The following is an 18,963-nucleotide window of genomic DNA, read 5'->3' on the forward strand; positions in this document are numbered from 1 at the left end:
CAGCGTTTTCATACTATAATATTACAATAATTTATATGGTCGCAGATAATGTGATGCAGGAGAGGCGGGGGCTTATGAATCTTATGTCGGCTGAAAATGTAGAAGCCGGTATTTACATAGTTAACCAGGATTACAGAATCATTTATCTCAATGATGCGGCTAAATCATATTATCCGGATTTAAGAGAAGGTATGTACTGTTATCAGGGGGTTGGGAAAGGACCGGAACCCTGTAAAGACTGTCCTGGTGCAGGGGGAAAGTCCGGGCATGTGATATTATATAATTCTGCCTCAGAGCTTTGGATGGATGTATCCTCAGGCACAATTGACTGGCCGGGACACGACGGATGCAGGCTCATCATGTTCCGGCCGGTGGCTGAAAAGAATAAGAATCTTTTTTATCATCTGACGGACAACACCGTTTATGATGAGCTTTTTGAATTGAACATTGCATCAAATTCCTATAGGATCCTGTTTCACCAGAAAGATAAATTTAAGATCCCCAAGCTGGAAGGACAGTTAGATGCCATGTGCCTGGAGGTGGCGGATTACATGATCTACCCGGAGGACAGGGAGAGGTTTTTGGAATTCTGGGATGGGCCTACCCTGCTTGACCGCCTCCATGCCAATGGAAAGATCATTAGGGGAGAATTCCGCAGGTTGCTGGTGGACGGAAATTATTGCTGGACCAGTGTGATCGCTGTTTTGTTCCGGTGCGGGGATTGCGCGGACCCTATAATCATGAGTTATGTCCAGGATGTTGACATAAAAAAGAAGCAGGAAGAGGAAGAAAAGAAAAAGCTTAAGGAAAAGCGGGAAGAAACGGATTCCATGACAGGGCTTTTCCGATACGGTCCTTTTTTTGAGAAAGCGGAGCAGCTTTTAAAAGCTCAATCCGGCACAAGGTATTTTATGGTGGCCATTGACATTGAGCATTTTAAACTTTTTAACGAATGGTATGGGGAAGAGGAAGGGGACAGGTTCCTGATAAAGATCGGTAAATATCTGAAGTCCTTGGAACTGCTGTATGGGTCCATCGCAGGGTATATGGGAGGCGACGATTTTGTCGTCATACTTCCGGAAGATATCTCCATTTTAAAAAATCTGGAAGGCGAGATCAATTACTATGCCAGACAATATGGCGGTAATGCAGGATTTCTTCCGGCATTTGGCGTCTACCGGATCGAGGACCGCAGCCTTTCAGTCAGTATGATGTATGACAGGGCGGCCATTGCACTGAACTCCGTAAAGGGCAATTATGCCAAGAGAATCGGCTGGTATGACCCTGGCATGAAACAAAAGATGGAAAATGATCAGATCCTTCTCTCAGAAATTCAGAGCGCCCTGGAAAAGAAGGAGTTTATTTTTTACGTTCAGCCCCAGTGCAATATGCTTACAGGCAAGATCATCGGTCTGGAATCCCTGGTCAGATGGAGGCATCCCTTACGTGGGCTGATCTCTCCCGGAAAGTTCATACCGCTTTTGGAGCAGAATGGGTTTATTACATATCTGGATATTTATATCTGGGAGATGGTGTGCAGGCAGTTAAACATCTGGGGGAAGGCCGGGAAAAAGCTGATACCCATTTCCGTCAATATGTCCCGCATGGATATCTATGCCATTGATGTCGTGGAGAAATTCAAGGAATTGGTGGGCAAGTACGAGATCGATCCAAAATACTTGGAAATCGAGATTACGGAAAGCGCTTATGCAGAGGATGATGATAAGATGCAAAGGGTACTGGAGGACCTGCGCAGGGCAGGCTTTCCGGTGTTCATGGATGACTTTGGAAGCGGCTATTCCTCACTTAACATGCTCAAAGATGTCAATGTCGATGTCATTAAGATCGACACCAAATTCCTGGATATGAATGAGAACAGCCAGAGCCGTGGAATGGGAATTTTAGAGACCATTGTGAGAATGGCAAGGGTCATGCAGATGAAGATCATTGCGGAAGGGGTCGAAACAAAGGATCAGGTAGATTTTTTAAGAAATATCGGCTGTATTTACGGGCAGGGATATTATTATTATAAGCCGCTTCCTGTGGAAGAAGCGGAGCAGCTCCTGATGCAGGAGGATCACGTGGATTACGGGGGGATCCAGGCCCGCCAGTTGGGGCAGCTGAAACTGGAGGACTTATTTAATGAGAACATCACCAGTGAGGCGATGTTAAATAACATGCTTGGAGCAATCGCTCTGTATGAAGTGTATGAGGACCGGTGCGAGGTTCTCCGGGTAAATCAGGAATATTACCGCATTACAGGAGATAATCCGGTGGATATGGAAGACCGCAGATGGTTTCTCTTAAACCGGATCTATAAAGATGACAGAGACTGGGTTTTGAATATATTTGAGAACGCATACAGCAATCCGATCCGGGGAGGGGAAGGTATTTTCCGGCAGTACCGTCTAAGCGGGGAACTGATGTGGGTACATCTTCGCGTATTCTTTTTAAGGGAACAGGATGAGCACCGTTTGTACTATGGAGCGGTAAGGGATGCGACTGAACAGATGGAGCAGCGCCAGAAGCTTGAGGACTCCCAGAAAATATTAGGAGATGTGCTGAGGCTTTCCGGGAGAGATCTTTCCTTTGAGAGGCTGCCCGACCGTCATGCCGCCATTTCCATGATGGAGTCTTATGTGATGCGCCGCCGCTTCCAGCCTTCTGCTCTGGTTTTGTTTGAGATCCTGGGGCCGGAAGATATAAGCAGAAAAGGCTGCAAGGCAGAAAAGCCGATTTTTGCACCTTATGTGGACTGCTTAAAGCGCTTTTTCAGGGAAGATGATATCATCTGCCTGAATGGTGTATATGAAGCAATGGTATTATGCAAAAATATCCGGAGCAGTGATATGGAACATAAGCTTAAGCGGGTGGCAAATGCTTTAACCCGGGAACTTAAGGGAAATGAGAAAGACCCTCTGTTTTGGATCAATACCGCCTTTGCTGTGATCGAGGCGCAGGAGAAGAATTTTGAAGATTGCTGTGATAAGGCAAGATTGGCTCTGATACAGTCCAGTAAGATTTCAGATAGAGAAAGTGTGAAATTGGAATAGACCGCTTCCGGCACTTGTGATACAATGAGCGCAAGTAAGCGCAAGTGAGCGAAGATAAATTCACTTCAGGGAAAGGAATAAGATTATGATAGCAGACAAGATGAGACCCCTTGTAGAAAACAATTCCGCCATCCGTGCCATGTTTGAAGAAGGTAAGAAGATGGCTGCCGTATACGGCAGGGAGAATGTCTATGATTTCAGCCTTGGAAATCCCAATGTGCCGGCTCCTCCGGCGGTAAACCAGGCCATTCTTGACATTATCCGGGAAGAGGAAACCACTTTCATCCATGGATACATGAGCAATGCGGGATTTGAAGATGCGAGAGATGCAGTTGCCCAGTCCTTAAACAGGCGGTTTGGAACTCATTTTCGTCTGGAGAATATCCTTATGACCGTTGGAGCAGCCAGCGGCATGAACGTCATATTAAAAACCATTTTGGATCCCGGCGATGAAGTGGTGGTATTCGCACCGTATTTTATGGAATACGGTTCTTATGTCCGGAATTATGACGGCGTTCTCGTGACAGTACCTCCGGATAAGTCCAGCTTTCAGCCTGATTTAAAGGAGTTTGAACGGCGGATCACCTCTAAGACAAAGGCAGTGATCATCAATACTCCCAATAATCCTACGGGTGTGGTTTATTCTGGGGAAACTCTCCGGGAGATCGCAGGCATCCTTATGAAAAAGGAGACAGAGCTTGGTATCCAGATTGTGCTGATCTCTGATGAACCTTACCGGGAACTGGCTTATGACGGGGTGGAGGTTCCTTATGTCACACCGTTTTATCATAATACCATAGTCTGCTATTCTTATAGCAAATCATTATCCCTGCCTGGGGAACGGATCGGATATCTGGTAATTCCCGATGAAGTGGAGGATTCCCCTAAGGTCATAGCTGCCGCCGCTGTTGCCACCCGAGTGCTGGGCTGTGTCAACGCACCTTCCCTTATGCAGCGGGTGATCGTCCGCTGTGTGGATAGCCAAGTAAATCTGGAAGCCTATGACAGGAACAGGGAGCTACTCTACAACAGTTTAAAGGAATATGGGTTTGACTGCATCAAACCGGAAGGGGCTTTTTACTTATTTGTAAAATCTCCTGTTGATGACAAGGAATTCTGCCAGTCCTGCAAAGAGCACCGGGTACTTCTGGTGCCTGGAACTTCCTTTGCATGTCCGGGCTATGTAAGGATCGCTTATTGCGTATCCTATGAGCAGATCGAACGCTCTCTGCCTGCATTTAAGAAGATAGCAGAGGAGTATGGCCTTACAGGAAAAAGGGAGGAAGCAGAATGAAGCCATGGGAAGCCAACATCCGCAGAGTTGCCCCTTATGTACCTGGGGAGCAGCCAAAAGGAGAGAAGTTAATTAAGTTAAATACCAATGAAAATCCCTATCCGCCGTCTCCCGGCGTTAAGCAGGCTTTGGCCCAGATGGACTGCGACTGGTTCCGCAAATATCCGGATCCGGCTGCCACAGTTCTTATTAAAGCCCTTTCAGAAGCTTATGAGATAGAAGAGGACCGGATTTTCGTAGGTGTAGGTTCTGATGATGTGATCGCCGTAGCTTTTATGACCTTTTTCAATTCCGGCAAACCTCTCCTGTTTCCTGATGTGAGCTATTCCTTTTATAAGGTTTGGGCGGATTTATTCCGGATTCCATATGAAACACCTGCCCTTGATGAGGAATTTTGCATCCGGAAGGAAGATTATTACAGGGAAAATGGGGGAATCATATTTCCGAATCCCAACGCGCCCACCGGTCTTCTTATGCCTCTTTCCGAAGTAGAAGATATCATAGCCCATAACCAGGAGTCAGTGGTGATTGTGGACGAAGCTTACATTGACTTCGGCGGAGAAAGCGCGCTAAGGCTGACTGAAAAATACGAGAACCTCCTGGTGGTGCAGACCTTCAGCAAATCCCGTTCCATGGCCGGAATGAGAATCGGCTGTGCTTTCGGACATCCGGATCTGATCCGTGCACTCAATGATGTGAAGTATTCCTACAATTCCTATACCATGAATATTCCTTCCCTGGTTTTAGGAGCAAAAGCCCTTAAAGATGACAAATATTTTAAGGAAACTCTGGATAAGATCATATACACAAGGGAACAGGCCAAAAAAAGGCTTGGGGAACTTGGATTTACTTTCCCGGATTCCATGGCAAACTTCATCTTTGCCTCTCATAAAGAACGCAGGGCAGAGGAGATCTACAAGGCTCTCCGGGAAAACGATATTTATGTCAGGTATTTTAATCAGCCAAGGCTTGATAATCATTTGCGTATTTCCATAGGAACGGATGAAGAGATGGAAGGGCTGTACACTTTTTTAAAAGAATTTCTTTAGATTTTTTTCGTTTGCCAGAAAAGCTTTTAGGTAGTATCATATAATGGGTGATTAAAATGGAAAAAGTTAGAAAGTATTGCAGACTGATACTCAATATTGTTATACCGATTTTATTTATATACTTGATTTGTGTATGGGGACCGAGGATTTTAAATTTCTTCCTTCCCTTTGTCATTGGCTGGATCATTTCGGTCATTGCAAATCCTCTGGTGCGCTTCCTGGAGAAACGTTTGAAGATTGTCAGGAAACACAGTTCTGTGCTCATCGTAGTTGCAGTGCTGGCCCTTATTATTACAGTGCTTTATTTCCTGATCTCTAAGCTGGTTTATGAAGCTGCCGGATTTGCAAGAGATATTCCAAAGTATTATGAATCTGCCTGGATTGAGACCCAGAAGCTGCTTTTGCAGGTGGAGAGACTTTTGCAGTTTTTGCCTCAGAACATTCAAGATTCTGTGAACCAGTTTTTTACCCATATGGGCGAATATTTAAATGTAATGGTTCAGAAGATCGCTTCTCCTACGGTGACGGTGGCGGGAAATGTGGTAAAGAGCATTCCGGCAGCTTTGGTTTATACCATAGTTACGATTTTTTCCTCCTATCTGTTTATTGTGGATCGGGATAGGATTATGGAATTACTTCGCCGGTATATACCGGAGGGAGGGACAAAATATTACCAGTATCTTAAAAAAGATGCAAAGCGTCTGGTAAGCGGTTATTTTCTTGCCCAGTTTAAAATCATGTTTGTCATTGCCGCAGTACTGGCGGCTGGATTTCTGGTACTGGGAGTAAAATATGCGCTTCTTCTTGCAGTTATCATAGCGATTCTTGACTTTCTGCCGATATTAGGAACCGGAACCATTCTGATTCCATGGGCATTGGTCCGCCTTGTTGAAGGTGAGTATGCCTTTGGTATCGGCCTGGTGGTCATTTATGTTCTGACTCTGGTATTAAGGCAGGTCATACAGCCAAAGATCGTAGGGGACACCATGGGACTTGACCCCCTCATGACACTGCTGTTTTTATATTTGGGATTTAAGATCAGTGGGATTGCCGGTATGATTTTAGCGGTGCCCATTGGTATGCTGTTTTTAAATCTATATGAATTCGGAGCCTTTGATTCTATTATTAACAGCGTGAAAACATTGCTCCATGATTTAAATGCGTTTCGCAGGGGACCGGATTAAATACCCTGTGGGTATACTGTATGCCAGGAAAGCATGAACAGGAAAGAGGAAATGATGAATAAGAATACAAAGATAAGAATAGCCTTATGTCTTGTTGCCGGACTGATGACGTTAAAAGCCACGGCTGTGCCGAAGGAAGGATTTTCTGCGGAGGCATGGAAGCTGGAAAACGGGCAATATGTGGATGCCTCCGGTATTCCCATCGCAGGCGCGCTGGAAAAAGGAATTACCGTATCAAAGTACCAGAACCGTCAGAATGGCTTAACCGGCGGAATCGATTGGAAGAAAGTGGCACAGGATGGAATTTCCTTTGCCATGGTGCGGATCGGTTATCTTAATGACATGGATCCTTATTATACCGTAAATATGACAGGCGCAGCGTCAGGCGGGCTTAAGACCGGCGTGTTTTTCTATACCCAGGCTCTTGATACCCAGACTGCGGTAGAGGAAGCCAGGTATGTGCTTCGGATGGTGAAGGATTACCAGATTTCCTATCCGATTGCATACGATGTGGAATCCCAGTACCTGCTTGATAATCATTTATCAAAGCAGCAGATAACGGATAATATCAATGCATTCTGCAAGACCATTTCAGACGCAGGATACCGGCCGGTGGTTTATGCCAATAACAAATGGCTGACCAATTACATTGATATAAACCAGATCCCGTATGATGTCTGGTATGCCAGATACGGTTCCGTCAACAATTACAAGAACCGAACTATTTGGCAGTGTACGGACCAGGGGAGAGTGGAAGGAATTGACGGTGATGTGACCATTGAATTTTCCTTTGCGGATTATAATGCACTGATCCCTTCGGAAGGCTGGAAGATTATTGACGGAAACCAGTATTATACTAAAAATTATATAAAGCAGACTGGTTGGATCCAGGTGGGAGGCACCTGGTATTATCTTGATTCCAATGGTATCATGATTCATGATACGACTATGGATATAGACGGAGTTACCTATACCTTTGGCTCTGACGGAGCCATGGTTCAGTGACCGGATTAATGGAGTTTTGACGTGAAGACAGAAAATAATTTAGATACGGATCAAATAAAAGGACTGGTATGGAGACTGGCGATTCCCTCTATGCTGGCCCAGTTTGTCAGTGTTTTTTACAGCATTGTAGACCGAATGTACATAGGAAACATCGCCGGAATAGGCGAGATTGCTTTGGCAGGAGTAGGAATCTGCGGGCCAATTGTAACCATGATCTCTTCTGTTGCATTTTTAGTAGGAGTAGGCGGCTCCCCCTTAATGAGTATCCGCATGGGAGAGAAAAACCATCGGGCAGCCAGCCAGATTCTAGCAAACTGTTTTTTACTTTTAACGATTTTATCGGTGGTGATCACCGTTCTTTCCTTTATGGGAAAGGGAAGGCTTTTGATGTGGTTTGGGGCCAGCGAGGCAACCTTTTCCTATGCCAATGAATACATCAGCATATACTTACTTGGCACTATTTTTGCCCTTTTGTCTACGGGGATGAACCAGTTCATCATTTGTCAGGGCTTTGCAAAGGTCGGCATGAAGTCGGTTCTTTTGGGGGCCGTTTGCAATATCATTCTGGACCCGGTATTTATGTTTGTGTTTGGTCTGGAAGTAAAGGGAGCTGCTATCGCCACAGTTTTGTCCCAGTTGGCTTCCTGCATCTATGTGCTCCGGTTTTTGTTTGGAAACAAGCCCCCTATCCGGATCACCTTTGGAAATTACGACTGGCAGGTCATGAAGCGCGTTCTGGTGCTGGGCCTAAGCCCCTTTCTTATTATCGCGTTTGATAATATTTTGATCATATCCTTAAATATGATGATCCAGCGTTTTGGCGGAGAGGGCCAGGGAGACATGCTCCTTACCTGCATGACCATTGTGCAGAGCTTTATGTTAATGGTTACCATGCCGCTTGGGGGAATTACCGGTGGAACCCAGACCATCTTAGGCTATAATTACGGAGCCGGAAGGCCTGACCGGATTAAAAAGGCAAGCCTTCATATTTCAGGTCTGGCTCTTGGTTTTACTACCATCATGTTTATCCTCGCTCATACGGTTCCTAAGTATTTTGTCCTCATCTTTACGAAGAATGAGGCTTACGTGGAACTGACAGTATGGGCAATTAAGATTTATACCATGGGCATCATACCTTTGGCCCTGCAGTATGCGGTTGTAGACGGATTTGTGGGAATGGGAGTCGCAAAAGTTGCAATTTCTCTTTCCATGTTCCGGAAGGTGATATTTTTAGGCGGTGCTGCCCTGATCCCGATCTGGTTTGGAATCGATAAGATATTTTATACGGAGCCTGTTTCAGATTTTATCAGTGTAGCCGTGTCGCTGATTGTGACTTTTTTGGTGTTTGACCGGGTCATTAAAAAAAGTGGGGCGGTAAACAAAGGATCCTGAGAATGGAGGTCGTTTTTATGAAGATTGCAGTAACTTATGACAACGGAGAAATATTCCAGCATTTTGGAAAAACAGAGCAGTTTAAGGTGTACCAGATAGAAGAGAAAAAAATAACATCTGCGGAAGTGGTTAATACAGAAGGAAATGGGCATGGTGCATTGGCAGACTTCTTAAAAGGACTTGGCGCTGATGCCGTAATCTGCGGGGGAATTGGAGAAGGTGCCAGAACCTCTTTAGGTAAGGCTGGGATCCAGTTGTACCCCGGAGTGACCGGTACAGCTGATCCTGCGGTGGAAGCCTTATTGGACGGCAGCTTAGTTTATAACCTGGATGCGTGCTGCAGCCATCATGGAAAAGATGGGCACTAAACCGTAAAGAAAGACCGGGGAGCAAACGGAATCTTAAGATTCCGCCTGCTCCCCGGTTTTTTGTTTCAGCTTAAGAACCGGTCGATTGGTAACGGGACAGTCCAAAATTCCAAAAAAGGCCGGCCGGCACCAAAAAGAGACAGGCAGCCAGAGGAAGGAGGCTGTACCATGATTCAGAGGCCTTTCCTGTGAGATATAAAAAGGGATAATACTGAAACAGGGCAAAGGGAACCAGGTAAGTACAGATGGTTAAAAGGGTTTTCCCATAGATGCCGATGGGATATTTCCCGTATTCTCTGGCTCCGTCTGTAAATATGTTCATAAACTCCAGGCCCTCCAGGGTAAAAAAGCAAATGGAGGCAAAAATCAGATAAATGGCTGCGAAAACCGCCACCCCGCCTATGATCATAAGGACAACGGTCATAATACGGACAGGGGTCCAGATAATAGAACTGGAATACAGGCCGTAGGCAAGCATAACGACAGCCTGCAAAAGCCGGCCGATTCTGGTCAGCTCTATTTTACTGCACAGGACAAGAAACAGGCTGCCCCTTGGCCGGAGGAGGATGCGGTCAAATTCTCCGTTTCCGATGATGGTTTCAAACGTATCCAGGCTTCGGAAGATGGTCTCAGCGATGGTAAAGGCCATAAGTGTAATGGAAAAACAGAGCAGGACCTCTCCATAAGAAAATCCCTTTACTTCTTTAAATCGGTCCATCATAAAGCGGACTCCAAGAAATATGTTAAAGGATATTAAAAACTGCCCGATGGTGGTTAAAAGGAAAGAAACCTTATGCTGCATCATGCTCTTTAAGTGTATCATAAGATACTTTTTATATAACTGTATTGAATTCATGTTTCCTCCTTTCAACCGCCCTGGATCACAACACGCTTTAAGGCATTGCGCTCCATAAGCTGTCCGATAACCAGGAACACCGCCAGCCAGCATACCTGTCCAAGAAGGCTGACATACATATCATGTCCTTTCAAGTCGCCGCCGAAAATCCGGAAAGGGACATTCTGGGCCGATGCAAAAGGCAGAAAGTTCACAAATTCCCTGATCCCATCCGGCAGGAATGGAAGAGGGATGACCGCGCCGCTTAAAAACTCGGAAAGGGAGGTAACAATCAGTTTAATTCCCTGGGAGGAAATGGTGTAAAAAACGGAAAGATATACCACCATACCAAAGGCGACTACAAAAAGAAGCCCCAGAGTCATAGATAAAAGGGTAAAAAACCATGTATGGAGGCTTCCGGGAAGTGCTAGCCCGTAAGGAGCCGGCAGCAGCCAGGCAAACAGCAGGATCGGCATGCACCGCAGTACTGCTTTGGAAAGGCGGACAGCCAGACTCCTGACAAACCACATATGGTAAAGACGGATTGGACGGCATAATTCGTAGGCTACGTTTCCGGTGGTAATGGAATTAAATAGCTCAGACTCCCAGAACCAGGTCATGTAAAGGGCCAGAAAGGCCTGCTGAAGCCATATGTAGGTGGAAAGAGCCTGGAATTCCATGGGAAAGCTTTCCGGAGCAGCCTCATAAAAGGCCCGGAATAAAAGAATCTCCATAGTTCCCCATACGAACTGGGTAACCATGCCGGAAAGGGCCGCTGCCCGGTATTGAAGCCCGTGGATAAAACGGATGCGGAAAAAGGACCAGTATTTTTTCATGATTCCTTCCTCCTATATCCGGTAATCCCGGTAAAGGGCGGCAATGATTTCATCCAGTGTGGCTTCTTCTGTGGGACGGTGGGATTTTAAATCGGAAAGGGTACCATCCAAAAGCAGCCTTCCTCTTCCAATTAAGAGGACCCTGTCTGCAAGGGCATCAATGTCCTGCATATCATGGGTCGTAAGAAGGACTGTGGTCTTGTGTTCCTTATTCTGCTTTCGGATAAAGTCCCGGACTGCAAGTTTGGATACTGCATCCAGACCGATGGTGGGCTCATCCAGAAACAGAACTTTAGGCCTGTGAAGAAGGGACGCTGCGATTTCACAGCGCATTCGCTGGCCCAATGACAATTGCCTTGCCGGAGTGCGCAAAAGCTCACCTAAGGATAAAAGCCCGGTCAGCTCGTCAAGGGTTTTCTGGTATTGGTGTAAAGGGATTTCGTAGATGTCGCGGAGCAGTTCAAAGGAATCAAGAATGGGGACATCCCACCAAAGCTGGCTGCGCTGGCCGAAGACAACGCCAATGTCCTTTACATGTTCCTTGCGTTCCTTCCATGGGATGCGGCCATTGATCTTGCAGGTGCCGTTATCCGGTGTCAGTATTCCGCTGAGAATTTTGATGGTGGAGCTTTTACCTGCTCCATTCGGCCCGATATAGCCTACCATTTCTCCGTCTCCTATGGTAAAGGAAATATCGTTAAGAGCTTGGATGAGTTCCATCTCTCTGTGAAAAAGGGCTTTCACTGCTTCTGAAAAGCCGGCACTTCTTCTTGCGACCTTAAAGGTCTTGTTCATGTGTTCCACTTGAATCATATAAATTCCTCCTGGTAGTAATATTTGTGAATCCGTTCGTTCCGGCAGCGGGCAGTTCTTTGTTAAAAAAGAAGCTTGTCATGACCAGTCAGAGGATCCTAATATCTTTCCAAGCGGTGAGCGCCATTGGGGAAACTAATGGAAACGCTGCTCTCCGGAATCCGTAATTTTCTTCTTCCGGGGACTCTACCGTGGTATCAATATTCTCTTTTCCTGAATGTCAGATGTGAAATTAGATTGGAAAAGGAACTTTAGTCTACCACCGCCGATAATGGCTGTCAAGTGAGGAAGAAAAAACTCTTGACATTTTTAGAAAAAGTGATAATATAAACATATGAACAATTATTCATATATTAATATAAGGATTAAGGAGGTACCAAATGGAGCAGGATAACAAAAAGAACATTCGGGATTGTGAGATCGACCAATGCGATTTTATCTGTGTTCATGAAAACGTTGTGAACCAGGTGCTAAAGGTCATGCCCCAGGATCAGGAGCTTCTTGATCTGGCGGATTTCTTCAAAGTATTTGGTGATGCTACCAGAATAAAAATACTCTATGTTCTCAGCCAGTCGGAGATGTGCGTGTGCGATATTGCAAATCTTTTAAAGATGGGGCAGTCAGCCATTTCCCATCAGCTTCGGGTGTTGAAGCAGATGCGCCTGGTGAAGTTCCGCAGAGAAGGGAAGACCGTATTTTATTCTCTGGCCGACGGCCACATCGAGTCAATTCTGGCTCAGGGGATGGAGCATATCAATGAGTGATAAAGACGCTGATAAAAAATATAAAAGGAGAGAATAGTTATGAAAAAGATTATTAAACTGGAAGGCTTATGCTGCGCCAACTGTGCGGCTAAGATTGAAGAAGAGGTAAAAAAACTGGCTGGTGTGGAAAGTGCATCCTTAAGCTTTATGACTCAAAGGATGACCATGGATATAGAAGACAGTAAGTCGGAGGAAATCGTAGAGGCAGCCAGAAAGATATCAAATAAGATTGAACCGGAAGCAGAATTTAAGGTACTTCGGTAAGAACAAAGGAGCAGCTATGACAAAGAAACAGAAACGGATGGCAATAAGGCTTTTAGCCAGCGCCCTGTTTTTTGCAGCAGGGATGTTTGTGGAAGGAAAGGTTGCCTGGGACTGGATATTCTTTTTGATCTCCTATCTGGCAGCAGGTTATGACATACCTTTAAGAGCAGCACGGAATATTATGAACGGCCAGTTCTTTGATGAAAACTTTCTTATGTCAGTGGCAACCTTCGGTGCCATCGGCATCGGTGCTTTGGAGGAAGCGGTAGGAGTTATGCTGTTTTACCAGGTAGGTGAACTTTTTAATGACTACGCGGTAAATAAATCCAGAAAATCTATCACCGATCTTATGGATATTAATCCGGAATATGCGAACCTTATTAAGGATGGGAAGGAAGAGAAGGTTGACCCTTATGAGGTTTCCGTTGGAGACAGAATCGTAATAAAGCCGGGAGAAAAAGTACCCCTTGACGGCATCGTCGTAAAAGGGACCGGAGGACTGGACACCAAGGCCCTGACCGGGGAATCCATGCCGGTGGAAGTGAAGGAAAACGATGCCATATTAAGTGGTTCCATCAATTTAAACGGTGTACTGGAGGTTGAGGTAACAAAGCTGTTTGATGACTCTACGGTAGCAAAGATCTTAGAACTGGTGGAAAATGCCAGTTTCAGAAAAGCAAAAGCTGAGAACTTTATTACCAGATTTGCAAAAATTTATACACCGGTTGTAGTAAGCCTGGCGCTTATATTAGCAGTGATTCCGCCTCTGGTCTTTGGCGGAGAATGGGGCACCTGGATTTACCGTGCCTGCAGCTTTCTGGTTGTCTCCTGTCCGTGCGCCCTGGTGATTTCTGTGCCTCTTAGCTTTTTTGGAGGGCTTGGAGCAGCGTCCAGACATGGGATTCTCATGAAGGGAAGCAATTATCTGGAAGCCATGGCTTCTTTAGATACGGTTGTCTTTGATAAAACTGGAACCCTTACAACAGGGAAATTCCAGGTGACAGATGTAGATCCTTTAGAAGGAACAAAAGAAGAGCTTTTAAGGCTGGCGGCTTATGGTGAGTTTCATTCCAACCATCCCATCGCTTTATCGGTAAAGGAAGCTTACGGAAAGTCTGTTGATGAGGCATTGATCGGCTGTGTGGAAGAGATAGCAGGATATGGCATCAAGGCAGAGCTTAAAGATGGGGATAGAATAAAGGAACTTTATATCGGCAATGCAAGGCTTATGAAGCAGAAGGGAATTGAAATCACCGACCAGGGACCTGTGACAGGAACCTCCCTTTATGTGGCAGATGGAGGGCACTATCTTGGTTCCATTACCATATCCGATACCATCCGGGAAGATGTGCCCATGGCCTTAAAAGGGTTAAAAGCAGCCGGAGTCAGGAAACTGGTAATGCTGACTGGCGATAAGCCGGAAGTTGGTCAGGCGGTTGGCGAAAAGCTTGGGCTTGATGAGGTTCACGGCGGACTGCTTCCCGGTGATAAGGTAGGAAAGGTAGAGGAACTGCTGCGGGGAAAACCGGAAGGACATAACCTGGCCTTTGTGGGTGACGGCATCAATGATGCTCCGGTCCTTGCCCGTGCCGATGTTGGAATCGCTATGGGAGGAATCGGCTCCGATGCTGCAGTGGAAGCTGCGGATGTGGTGATTATGACGGATGAACCGTCAAAACTTATAGACGCCATTGCGATTTCGAGAAAAACCGCAAGAATTGTAAGGCAGAATATTATTTTCGCCATTGGAGTGAAAGTGCTCATTCTGATATTATCGGCGGCCGGAATAGCGACTATGTGGGCAGCCGTATTTGGAGACGTAGGCGTCTCGGTGCTTGCCATATTAAATGCCATCCGGGCTTTAGCATATCAAAGTAATCAATAAAAAATATTGACAAATTTTTTTCTAGCTGTTATATTTTACACATATGACGGGGTGGTGCAAAGATGGTCCATTGATGTGAGACTGTATTTGCCTACCCCTTTTCCTATTACAGGAAAACGTGTTTCTTATGGTTTTTAAGAAGGGAGAAAGCATTATGAACAAGTACAGCAAAGAAGATATATTCCGGATTGTAGAGGAAGAAGATGTGGAATTTATCCGGCTTCAGTTCACTGATATTTTCGGTATGCTGAAGAACGTTGCAATTACCAGAAGCATGCTTGGGAAGGCTTTGGAAAACCGCTGCATGTTCGATGGCTCTTCCATTGAAGGCTTTGTAAGAATGGAAGAATCCGACATGTATCTATATCCGGATCTTGATACCTTTGAGATCCTGCCATGGCGTCCCCAGCAGGGAAAGGTTGCCCGCCTGATGTGCGATGTGTACTGTCCGGACAGGACGCCTTTTGAAGGAGATCCCAGGTTTGTGCTGAAAAAGGTGCTAAAAAAAGCCAGGGACATGGGATATGAATTTCACGCGGGTCCGGAATGTGAATTCTTCCTTTTCCATATGGACGAAGAGGGACGCCCCACAACAGATACCCATGAAACGGCAAGCTACTTTGACGTGGCTCCCATTGACTTAGCTGAGAATGTCCGCCGGGATATGGTGCTGACTTTGGAGGAAATGGGATTTATGATCGAAGCTTCCCATCATGAAATTGCACCGGGACAGCATGAAATTGATTTTCAATACGCAGAGGGAATGGTGACGGCAGATAACATCATGACTTTTAAGATGGCGGTAAAGACCATAGCCAAGCGCCACGGACTTCACGCAACCTTTATGCCAAAGCCGAAAGCAGGGGTCAATGGCTCCGGAATGCACATTAATATGTCCCTGTCTGATTTAAATGGCAGAAATATGTTTGAGGATGAGGCAGATGAGCTGGGCTTAAGCAGGGCTGCCTACCAGTTTATAGCCGGAATCCTTTATCATATGAAGGGAATGACCATACTCACCAATCCCCTGGTCAACTCCTACAAGCGTCTGGTTCCCGGATACGATGCTCCGGTTTATATTGCATGGTCGGCAAAGGCAAACAGGAGTCCCCTGATCCGAATCCCATCTTCCAGAGGAGCGGGCACCAGGATCGAACTTCGCTGCCCAGATACTGCCGTTAATCCGTACCTGGCTCTGGCCGCCTGCCTGGCTGCCGGTCTTGACGGGATCGAAAAAGATATGACTCCGCCGCAGAGCGTTGACCGTAATATATTCACCATGCAGCCGGAGGAAATATTGGAAAAAGGCATTGAACATCTGCCGGAGACCCTGGGTGAGGCCATCGAGGCCTTCCGGAAAGACGATTTTATGAAAGAAGTGCTGGGCGAACATATCTACACCAAATACCTGGAAGCCAAGGAAACCGAATGGCATATGTTCCGGGTGCAGGTGACGGATTGGGAAGTGGAAGAATACCTGTATAAGTACTGATGATTCCTGTTTTCTGATATGGTTATCTGGAGGTGAGAGTGTTTGACCAATGTGATAGTGGCATTTTCCAGAGAAGAGGATGCAAAAAATATTAGAAATATTCTTGTGAGAAATGGCTTTGCGGTGGCGGCGGTCTGCACCTCCGGCGCCCAGGCGGTAAACAGTGCCGATGAGCTTGGCAGCGGAATCGTAGTATGCGGCTGCAGGTTTGCTGATATGGTATTTCATGAGATTTACGAATGCCTTCCGGGAGGCATGGAGATGCTCCTTCTCGTGTCGCCGAGCCAGTGGAGCGGCAGAGTGCCTGAGGGCGTGGTCTGCTTAAGTCAGCCCTTAAAGGTACAGGACTTAGTAAGCACTCTGGAAATGATGGTAGAATCCCTTACCAGAAGGCGGAAGAAATTAAAAAGCCAGCCAAAAGAGCGGAGCATGGAAGAAAAGGAAATAATCAGACAGGCAAAGGAGCTTTTGATGGAACGAAACCATATGTCCGAAACAGAGGCACACCGTTACATCCAGAAATGCAGCATGGACAGCGGTACCAATATGGTGGAAACCGCCCAGATGATCGTGAGCCTGATCAATCGATAGTTATGGGAGAGAATGATGAAATTTACAAAAATGCAGGGAACAGGAAACGATTACGTTTATATTAATTGTTTTGAGGAATCCGTGGAAGATCCGGCGGAGTTTGCAAGAAAAGTCAGTGACCGCCATTTTGGGATCGGATCGGATGGACTGATTCTCATTTGTCCGTCAGAAACGGCGGACTGCCGCATGCGGATGTTTAACGCCGACGGTTCGGAAAGCCAGATGTGCGGCAATGGAATCCGTTGTGTAGGGAAATATGTTTACGATCATCATCTGGTGGATAAAACGGAATTCGATGTGGAAACCGGAGCAGGGATCAAACACTTAAAGGTTAAGCCGGAACATGGCAGGGCTGTTCAGATTACGGTGGACTTGGGAGTGCCGGAGATCACCAGCCAGGTGCCGGAGTTAATTCGCATGGAAGGAAAGGACTACGAGTTCATCGGCATATCCATGGGCAATCCTCATGCCGTTTACTACATGTCTGATATTGACGGTCTGGATCTTCAGGCTATGGGACCTGCCTTTGAAAACCATGAGCGTTTTCCGGAGCGCACGAATTCCGAATTTATTGAAGTGGTGAGTCCTGAGTACATCCGTATGCGGGTATGGGAGAGAGGCAGCGGGGAAACCTGGGCCTGCGGAACGGGAGCGGCTGCCAGTGCAGTTGCCTCTGCCTTAAGCGGCCGCACTTTCGATACGGTGGAAGTGGAATTAAAGGGCGGCAATCTGACCATCCACTGGGACCGGAAGGGAAGCGGTCATGTGTTCATGACCGGTCCGGCGGTAGAAGTGTTTGAGGGAGAGTTTGATATAAAAAATCTTTAGGATAACAGGAGGAACCAATGGTAAAAATTAATGAAAATTACTTAAAGTTACCGGGAAGCTATCTTTTTTCCACCATTGCAAAAAAGGTAAATGCCTTTACCGAGGCAAATCCAGATAAGAAGATCATCCGGCTGGGGATCGGAGATGTGACCCAGCCCATTGCACCTGCTATTATTAAGGCTCTTCATGAAGCAGTGGATGAGATGGGAGAAAAGGAGACCTTTCACGGTTATGCGCCGGATCTGGGCTATGGATTTTTAAGGGAAACCATTGCAAAGGAAGATTACACCGCCAGAGGCTGTGAGATATCCCCTGATGAGATCTTTGTCTCGGACGGAGCCAAGAGCGATTGCGGAAATATCCAGGAGATCTTTGATGAAAGCTGCAGAATCGCAGTCTGTGACCCGGTTTATCCGGTTTATGTGGATTCCAATGCCATGGCAGGAAGAACAGGAGAATATGAGGAAGAGGCCGGTAAGTGGAGCAATGTGATTTATATGCCCTGTACGGCTGAAAACCATTTTGTGCCTGAGCTTCCGAAAGAGACACCGGATCTCATTTACTTATGTGTTCCGGGCAATCCTACCGGTACGACCTTGACGAGGGACCAGTTAAAGGTCTGGGTGGATTATGCCAATGAAAACGGTGCGGTGATCCTTTATGATACAGCTTATGAAGCCTATATCGCTCAGGATGATGTACCCCATTCCATTTATGAGATTGAAGGCGCGAAAACCTGCGCCATTGAATTCCGTTCCTTTTCCAAAAATGCAGGCTTTACCGGGGTTCGCCTGGGATTTACCGTTATTCCCAAGACTCTGGAAAGGGGAGGGGTTACCCTTCATTCCCTGTGGGCCAGACGCCATGGAACCAAATTTAACGGAGCCCCTTACATCGTTCAGAAGGCAGGGGCAGCGGTTTATTCGGCTGAGGGAAAAGCCCAGTTAAAGGAACAGGTGGCTTATTACATGAGAAATGCGAAAGTCATTTACTCAGGATTAAAGGAAGCCGGGTGTGAAGTTTACGGCGGTGTCAATGCGCCCTACATCTGGTTAAAGGTACCGGCGGGAATGACCTCCTGGGAATTTTTTGACCGACTTCTTGAGGAGGCCGGTGTGGTGGGAACTCCTGGAAGCGGGTTCGGGCCAAGCGGTGAAGGATATTTCCGTCTGACCGCATTTGGAACCTATGAGAATACCATAGAAGCCATTGATCGGATGAAAGAAATGCCATCCCTTAAAAAATAAACATTGACAAGTTTTTAATGATTGATTATGATGAATTTATGAAGAACAAAAGCGTTCAGTGCC

Annotated in this window: 17 protein-coding genes; 14 read left to right on the plus strand and 3 right to left on the minus strand. The window is 46.2% G+C overall.

Going from position 1 to position 18,963, the window contains the following annotated elements:
- Positions 1–74 precede the first annotated feature (74 nt).
- The 7 genes from BMX69_RS02730 (at position 75) to BMX69_RS02760 (ending at position 9,345) form a co-directional block, all read left to right on the plus strand.
- Positions 75–3,053, plus strand: a complete 2,979-nt coding sequence (locus BMX69_RS02730; RefSeq protein WP_100043750.1) for an EAL domain-containing protein — start codon at positions 75–77, stop codon at positions 3,051–3,053.
- An 85-nt stretch (positions 3,054–3,138) separates the two neighbouring features.
- Entirely contained in the window at positions 3,139–4,347 is a 1,209-nt protein-coding gene (locus BMX69_RS02735; RefSeq protein ID WP_100041503.1) for a pyridoxal phosphate-dependent aminotransferase, read from the plus strand.
- Positions 4,344–5,396: a histidinol-phosphate transaminase gene (hisC, locus tag BMX69_RS02740; protein WP_100041504.1), complete on the plus strand. Its 1,053-nt coding sequence runs from the start codon at positions 4,344–4,346 to the stop codon at positions 5,394–5,396. The genes BMX69_RS02735 and hisC overlap by 4 nt, the downstream gene beginning before the upstream one ends.
- 56 nt (positions 5,397–5,452) lie before the next feature.
- Entirely contained in the window at positions 5,453–6,580 is a 1,128-nt protein-coding gene (gene ytvI / locus BMX69_RS02745) for a sporulation integral membrane protein YtvI (RefSeq protein WP_100041505.1), read from the plus strand.
- A 33-nt stretch (positions 6,581–6,613) separates the two neighbouring features.
- Positions 6,614–7,585: a glycoside hydrolase family 25 protein gene (locus BMX69_RS02750; protein ID WP_330387604.1), complete on the plus strand. Its 972-nt coding sequence runs from the start codon at positions 6,614–6,616 to the stop codon at positions 7,583–7,585.
- A gap of 21 nt (positions 7,586–7,606) precedes the next feature.
- Complete coding sequence (locus BMX69_RS02755) at positions 7,607–8,977, plus strand: MATE family efflux transporter (protein ID WP_100041506.1); 1,371 nt, start codon at positions 7,607–7,609, stop codon at positions 8,975–8,977.
- Positions 8,978–8,994: 17 nt separating this feature from the next.
- Positions 8,995–9,345, plus strand: a complete 351-nt coding sequence (locus BMX69_RS02760; RefSeq protein WP_054789814.1) for a NifB/NifX family molybdenum-iron cluster-binding protein — start codon at positions 8,995–8,997, stop codon at positions 9,343–9,345.
- 70 nt (positions 9,346–9,415) lie between these two features.
- Here the strand turns inward: BMX69_RS02760 and BMX69_RS02765 are convergent, their stop codons facing one another.
- From BMX69_RS02765 to BMX69_RS02775, 3 genes are read right to left on the minus strand one after another with little or no spacing between them, the layout of a single operon-like run.
- Entirely contained in the window at positions 9,416–10,201 is a 786-nt protein-coding gene (locus BMX69_RS02765; RefSeq protein WP_100041507.1) for an ABC transporter permease, read from the minus strand.
- An 11-nt stretch (positions 10,202–10,212) separates the two neighbouring features.
- Complete coding sequence (locus tag BMX69_RS02770; RefSeq protein ID WP_100041508.1) at positions 10,213–11,016, minus strand: ABC transporter permease; 804 nt, start codon at positions 11,014–11,016, stop codon at positions 10,213–10,215.
- 12 nt (positions 11,017–11,028) lie between these two features.
- Positions 11,029–11,829: an ABC transporter ATP-binding protein gene (locus tag BMX69_RS02775; RefSeq protein ID WP_054789815.1), complete on the minus strand. Its 801-nt coding sequence runs from the start codon at positions 11,827–11,829 to the stop codon at positions 11,029–11,031.
- Positions 11,830–12,209: 380 nt separating this feature from the next.
- Here BMX69_RS02775 and BMX69_RS02780 point away from each other — a divergent pair, with 380 nt between their 5' ends.
- The 7 genes from BMX69_RS02780 (at position 12,210) to BMX69_RS02810 (ending at position 18,900) form a co-directional block, all read left to right on the plus strand.
- The gene (locus tag BMX69_RS02780; RefSeq protein WP_029701568.1) at positions 12,210–12,593 is read left to right on the plus strand and encodes an ArsR/SmtB family transcription factor; all 384 of its coding nucleotides are present in this window, start codon (positions 12,210–12,212) and stop codon (positions 12,591–12,593) included.
- Between the two features lie 39 nt (positions 12,594–12,632).
- Complete coding sequence (locus BMX69_RS02785) at positions 12,633–12,857, plus strand: cation transporter (RefSeq protein ID WP_054789816.1); 225 nt, start codon at positions 12,633–12,635, stop codon at positions 12,855–12,857.
- A 16-nt stretch (positions 12,858–12,873) separates the two neighbouring features.
- Positions 12,874–14,742 (plus strand): heavy metal translocating P-type ATPase, encoded by a 1,869-nt coding sequence (locus tag BMX69_RS02790; RefSeq protein WP_100041509.1) that lies wholly within the window; start codon positions 12,874–12,876, stop codon positions 14,740–14,742.
- A 154-nt stretch (positions 14,743–14,896) separates the two neighbouring features.
- Complete coding sequence (gene glnA / locus BMX69_RS02795) at positions 14,897–16,234, plus strand: type I glutamate--ammonia ligase (protein ID WP_025232068.1); 1,338 nt, start codon at positions 14,897–14,899, stop codon at positions 16,232–16,234.
- Positions 16,235–16,276: 42 nt separating this feature from the next.
- Positions 16,277–16,825, plus strand: a complete 549-nt coding sequence (locus tag BMX69_RS02800) for an ANTAR domain-containing response regulator (protein WP_054789817.1) — start codon at positions 16,277–16,279, stop codon at positions 16,823–16,825.
- Between the two features lie 15 nt (positions 16,826–16,840).
- Positions 16,841–17,653: a diaminopimelate epimerase gene (gene dapF / locus BMX69_RS02805; protein ID WP_054789818.1), complete on the plus strand. Its 813-nt coding sequence runs from the start codon at positions 16,841–16,843 to the stop codon at positions 17,651–17,653.
- Between the two features lie 17 nt (positions 17,654–17,670).
- On the plus strand, positions 17,671–18,900 hold the full coding sequence (locus BMX69_RS02810; RefSeq protein WP_100041510.1) for an LL-diaminopimelate aminotransferase: 1,230 nt from the start codon (positions 17,671–17,673) through the stop codon (positions 18,898–18,900).
- The last annotated feature ends 63 nt before the right edge of the window (positions 18,901–18,963 follow it).

Origin of the sequence: Lacrimispora sphenoides JCM 1415, assembly GCF_900105615.1 — a bacterium.
GTDB lineage: Bacteria > Bacillota > Clostridia > Lachnospirales > Lachnospiraceae > Lacrimispora > Lacrimispora sphenoides.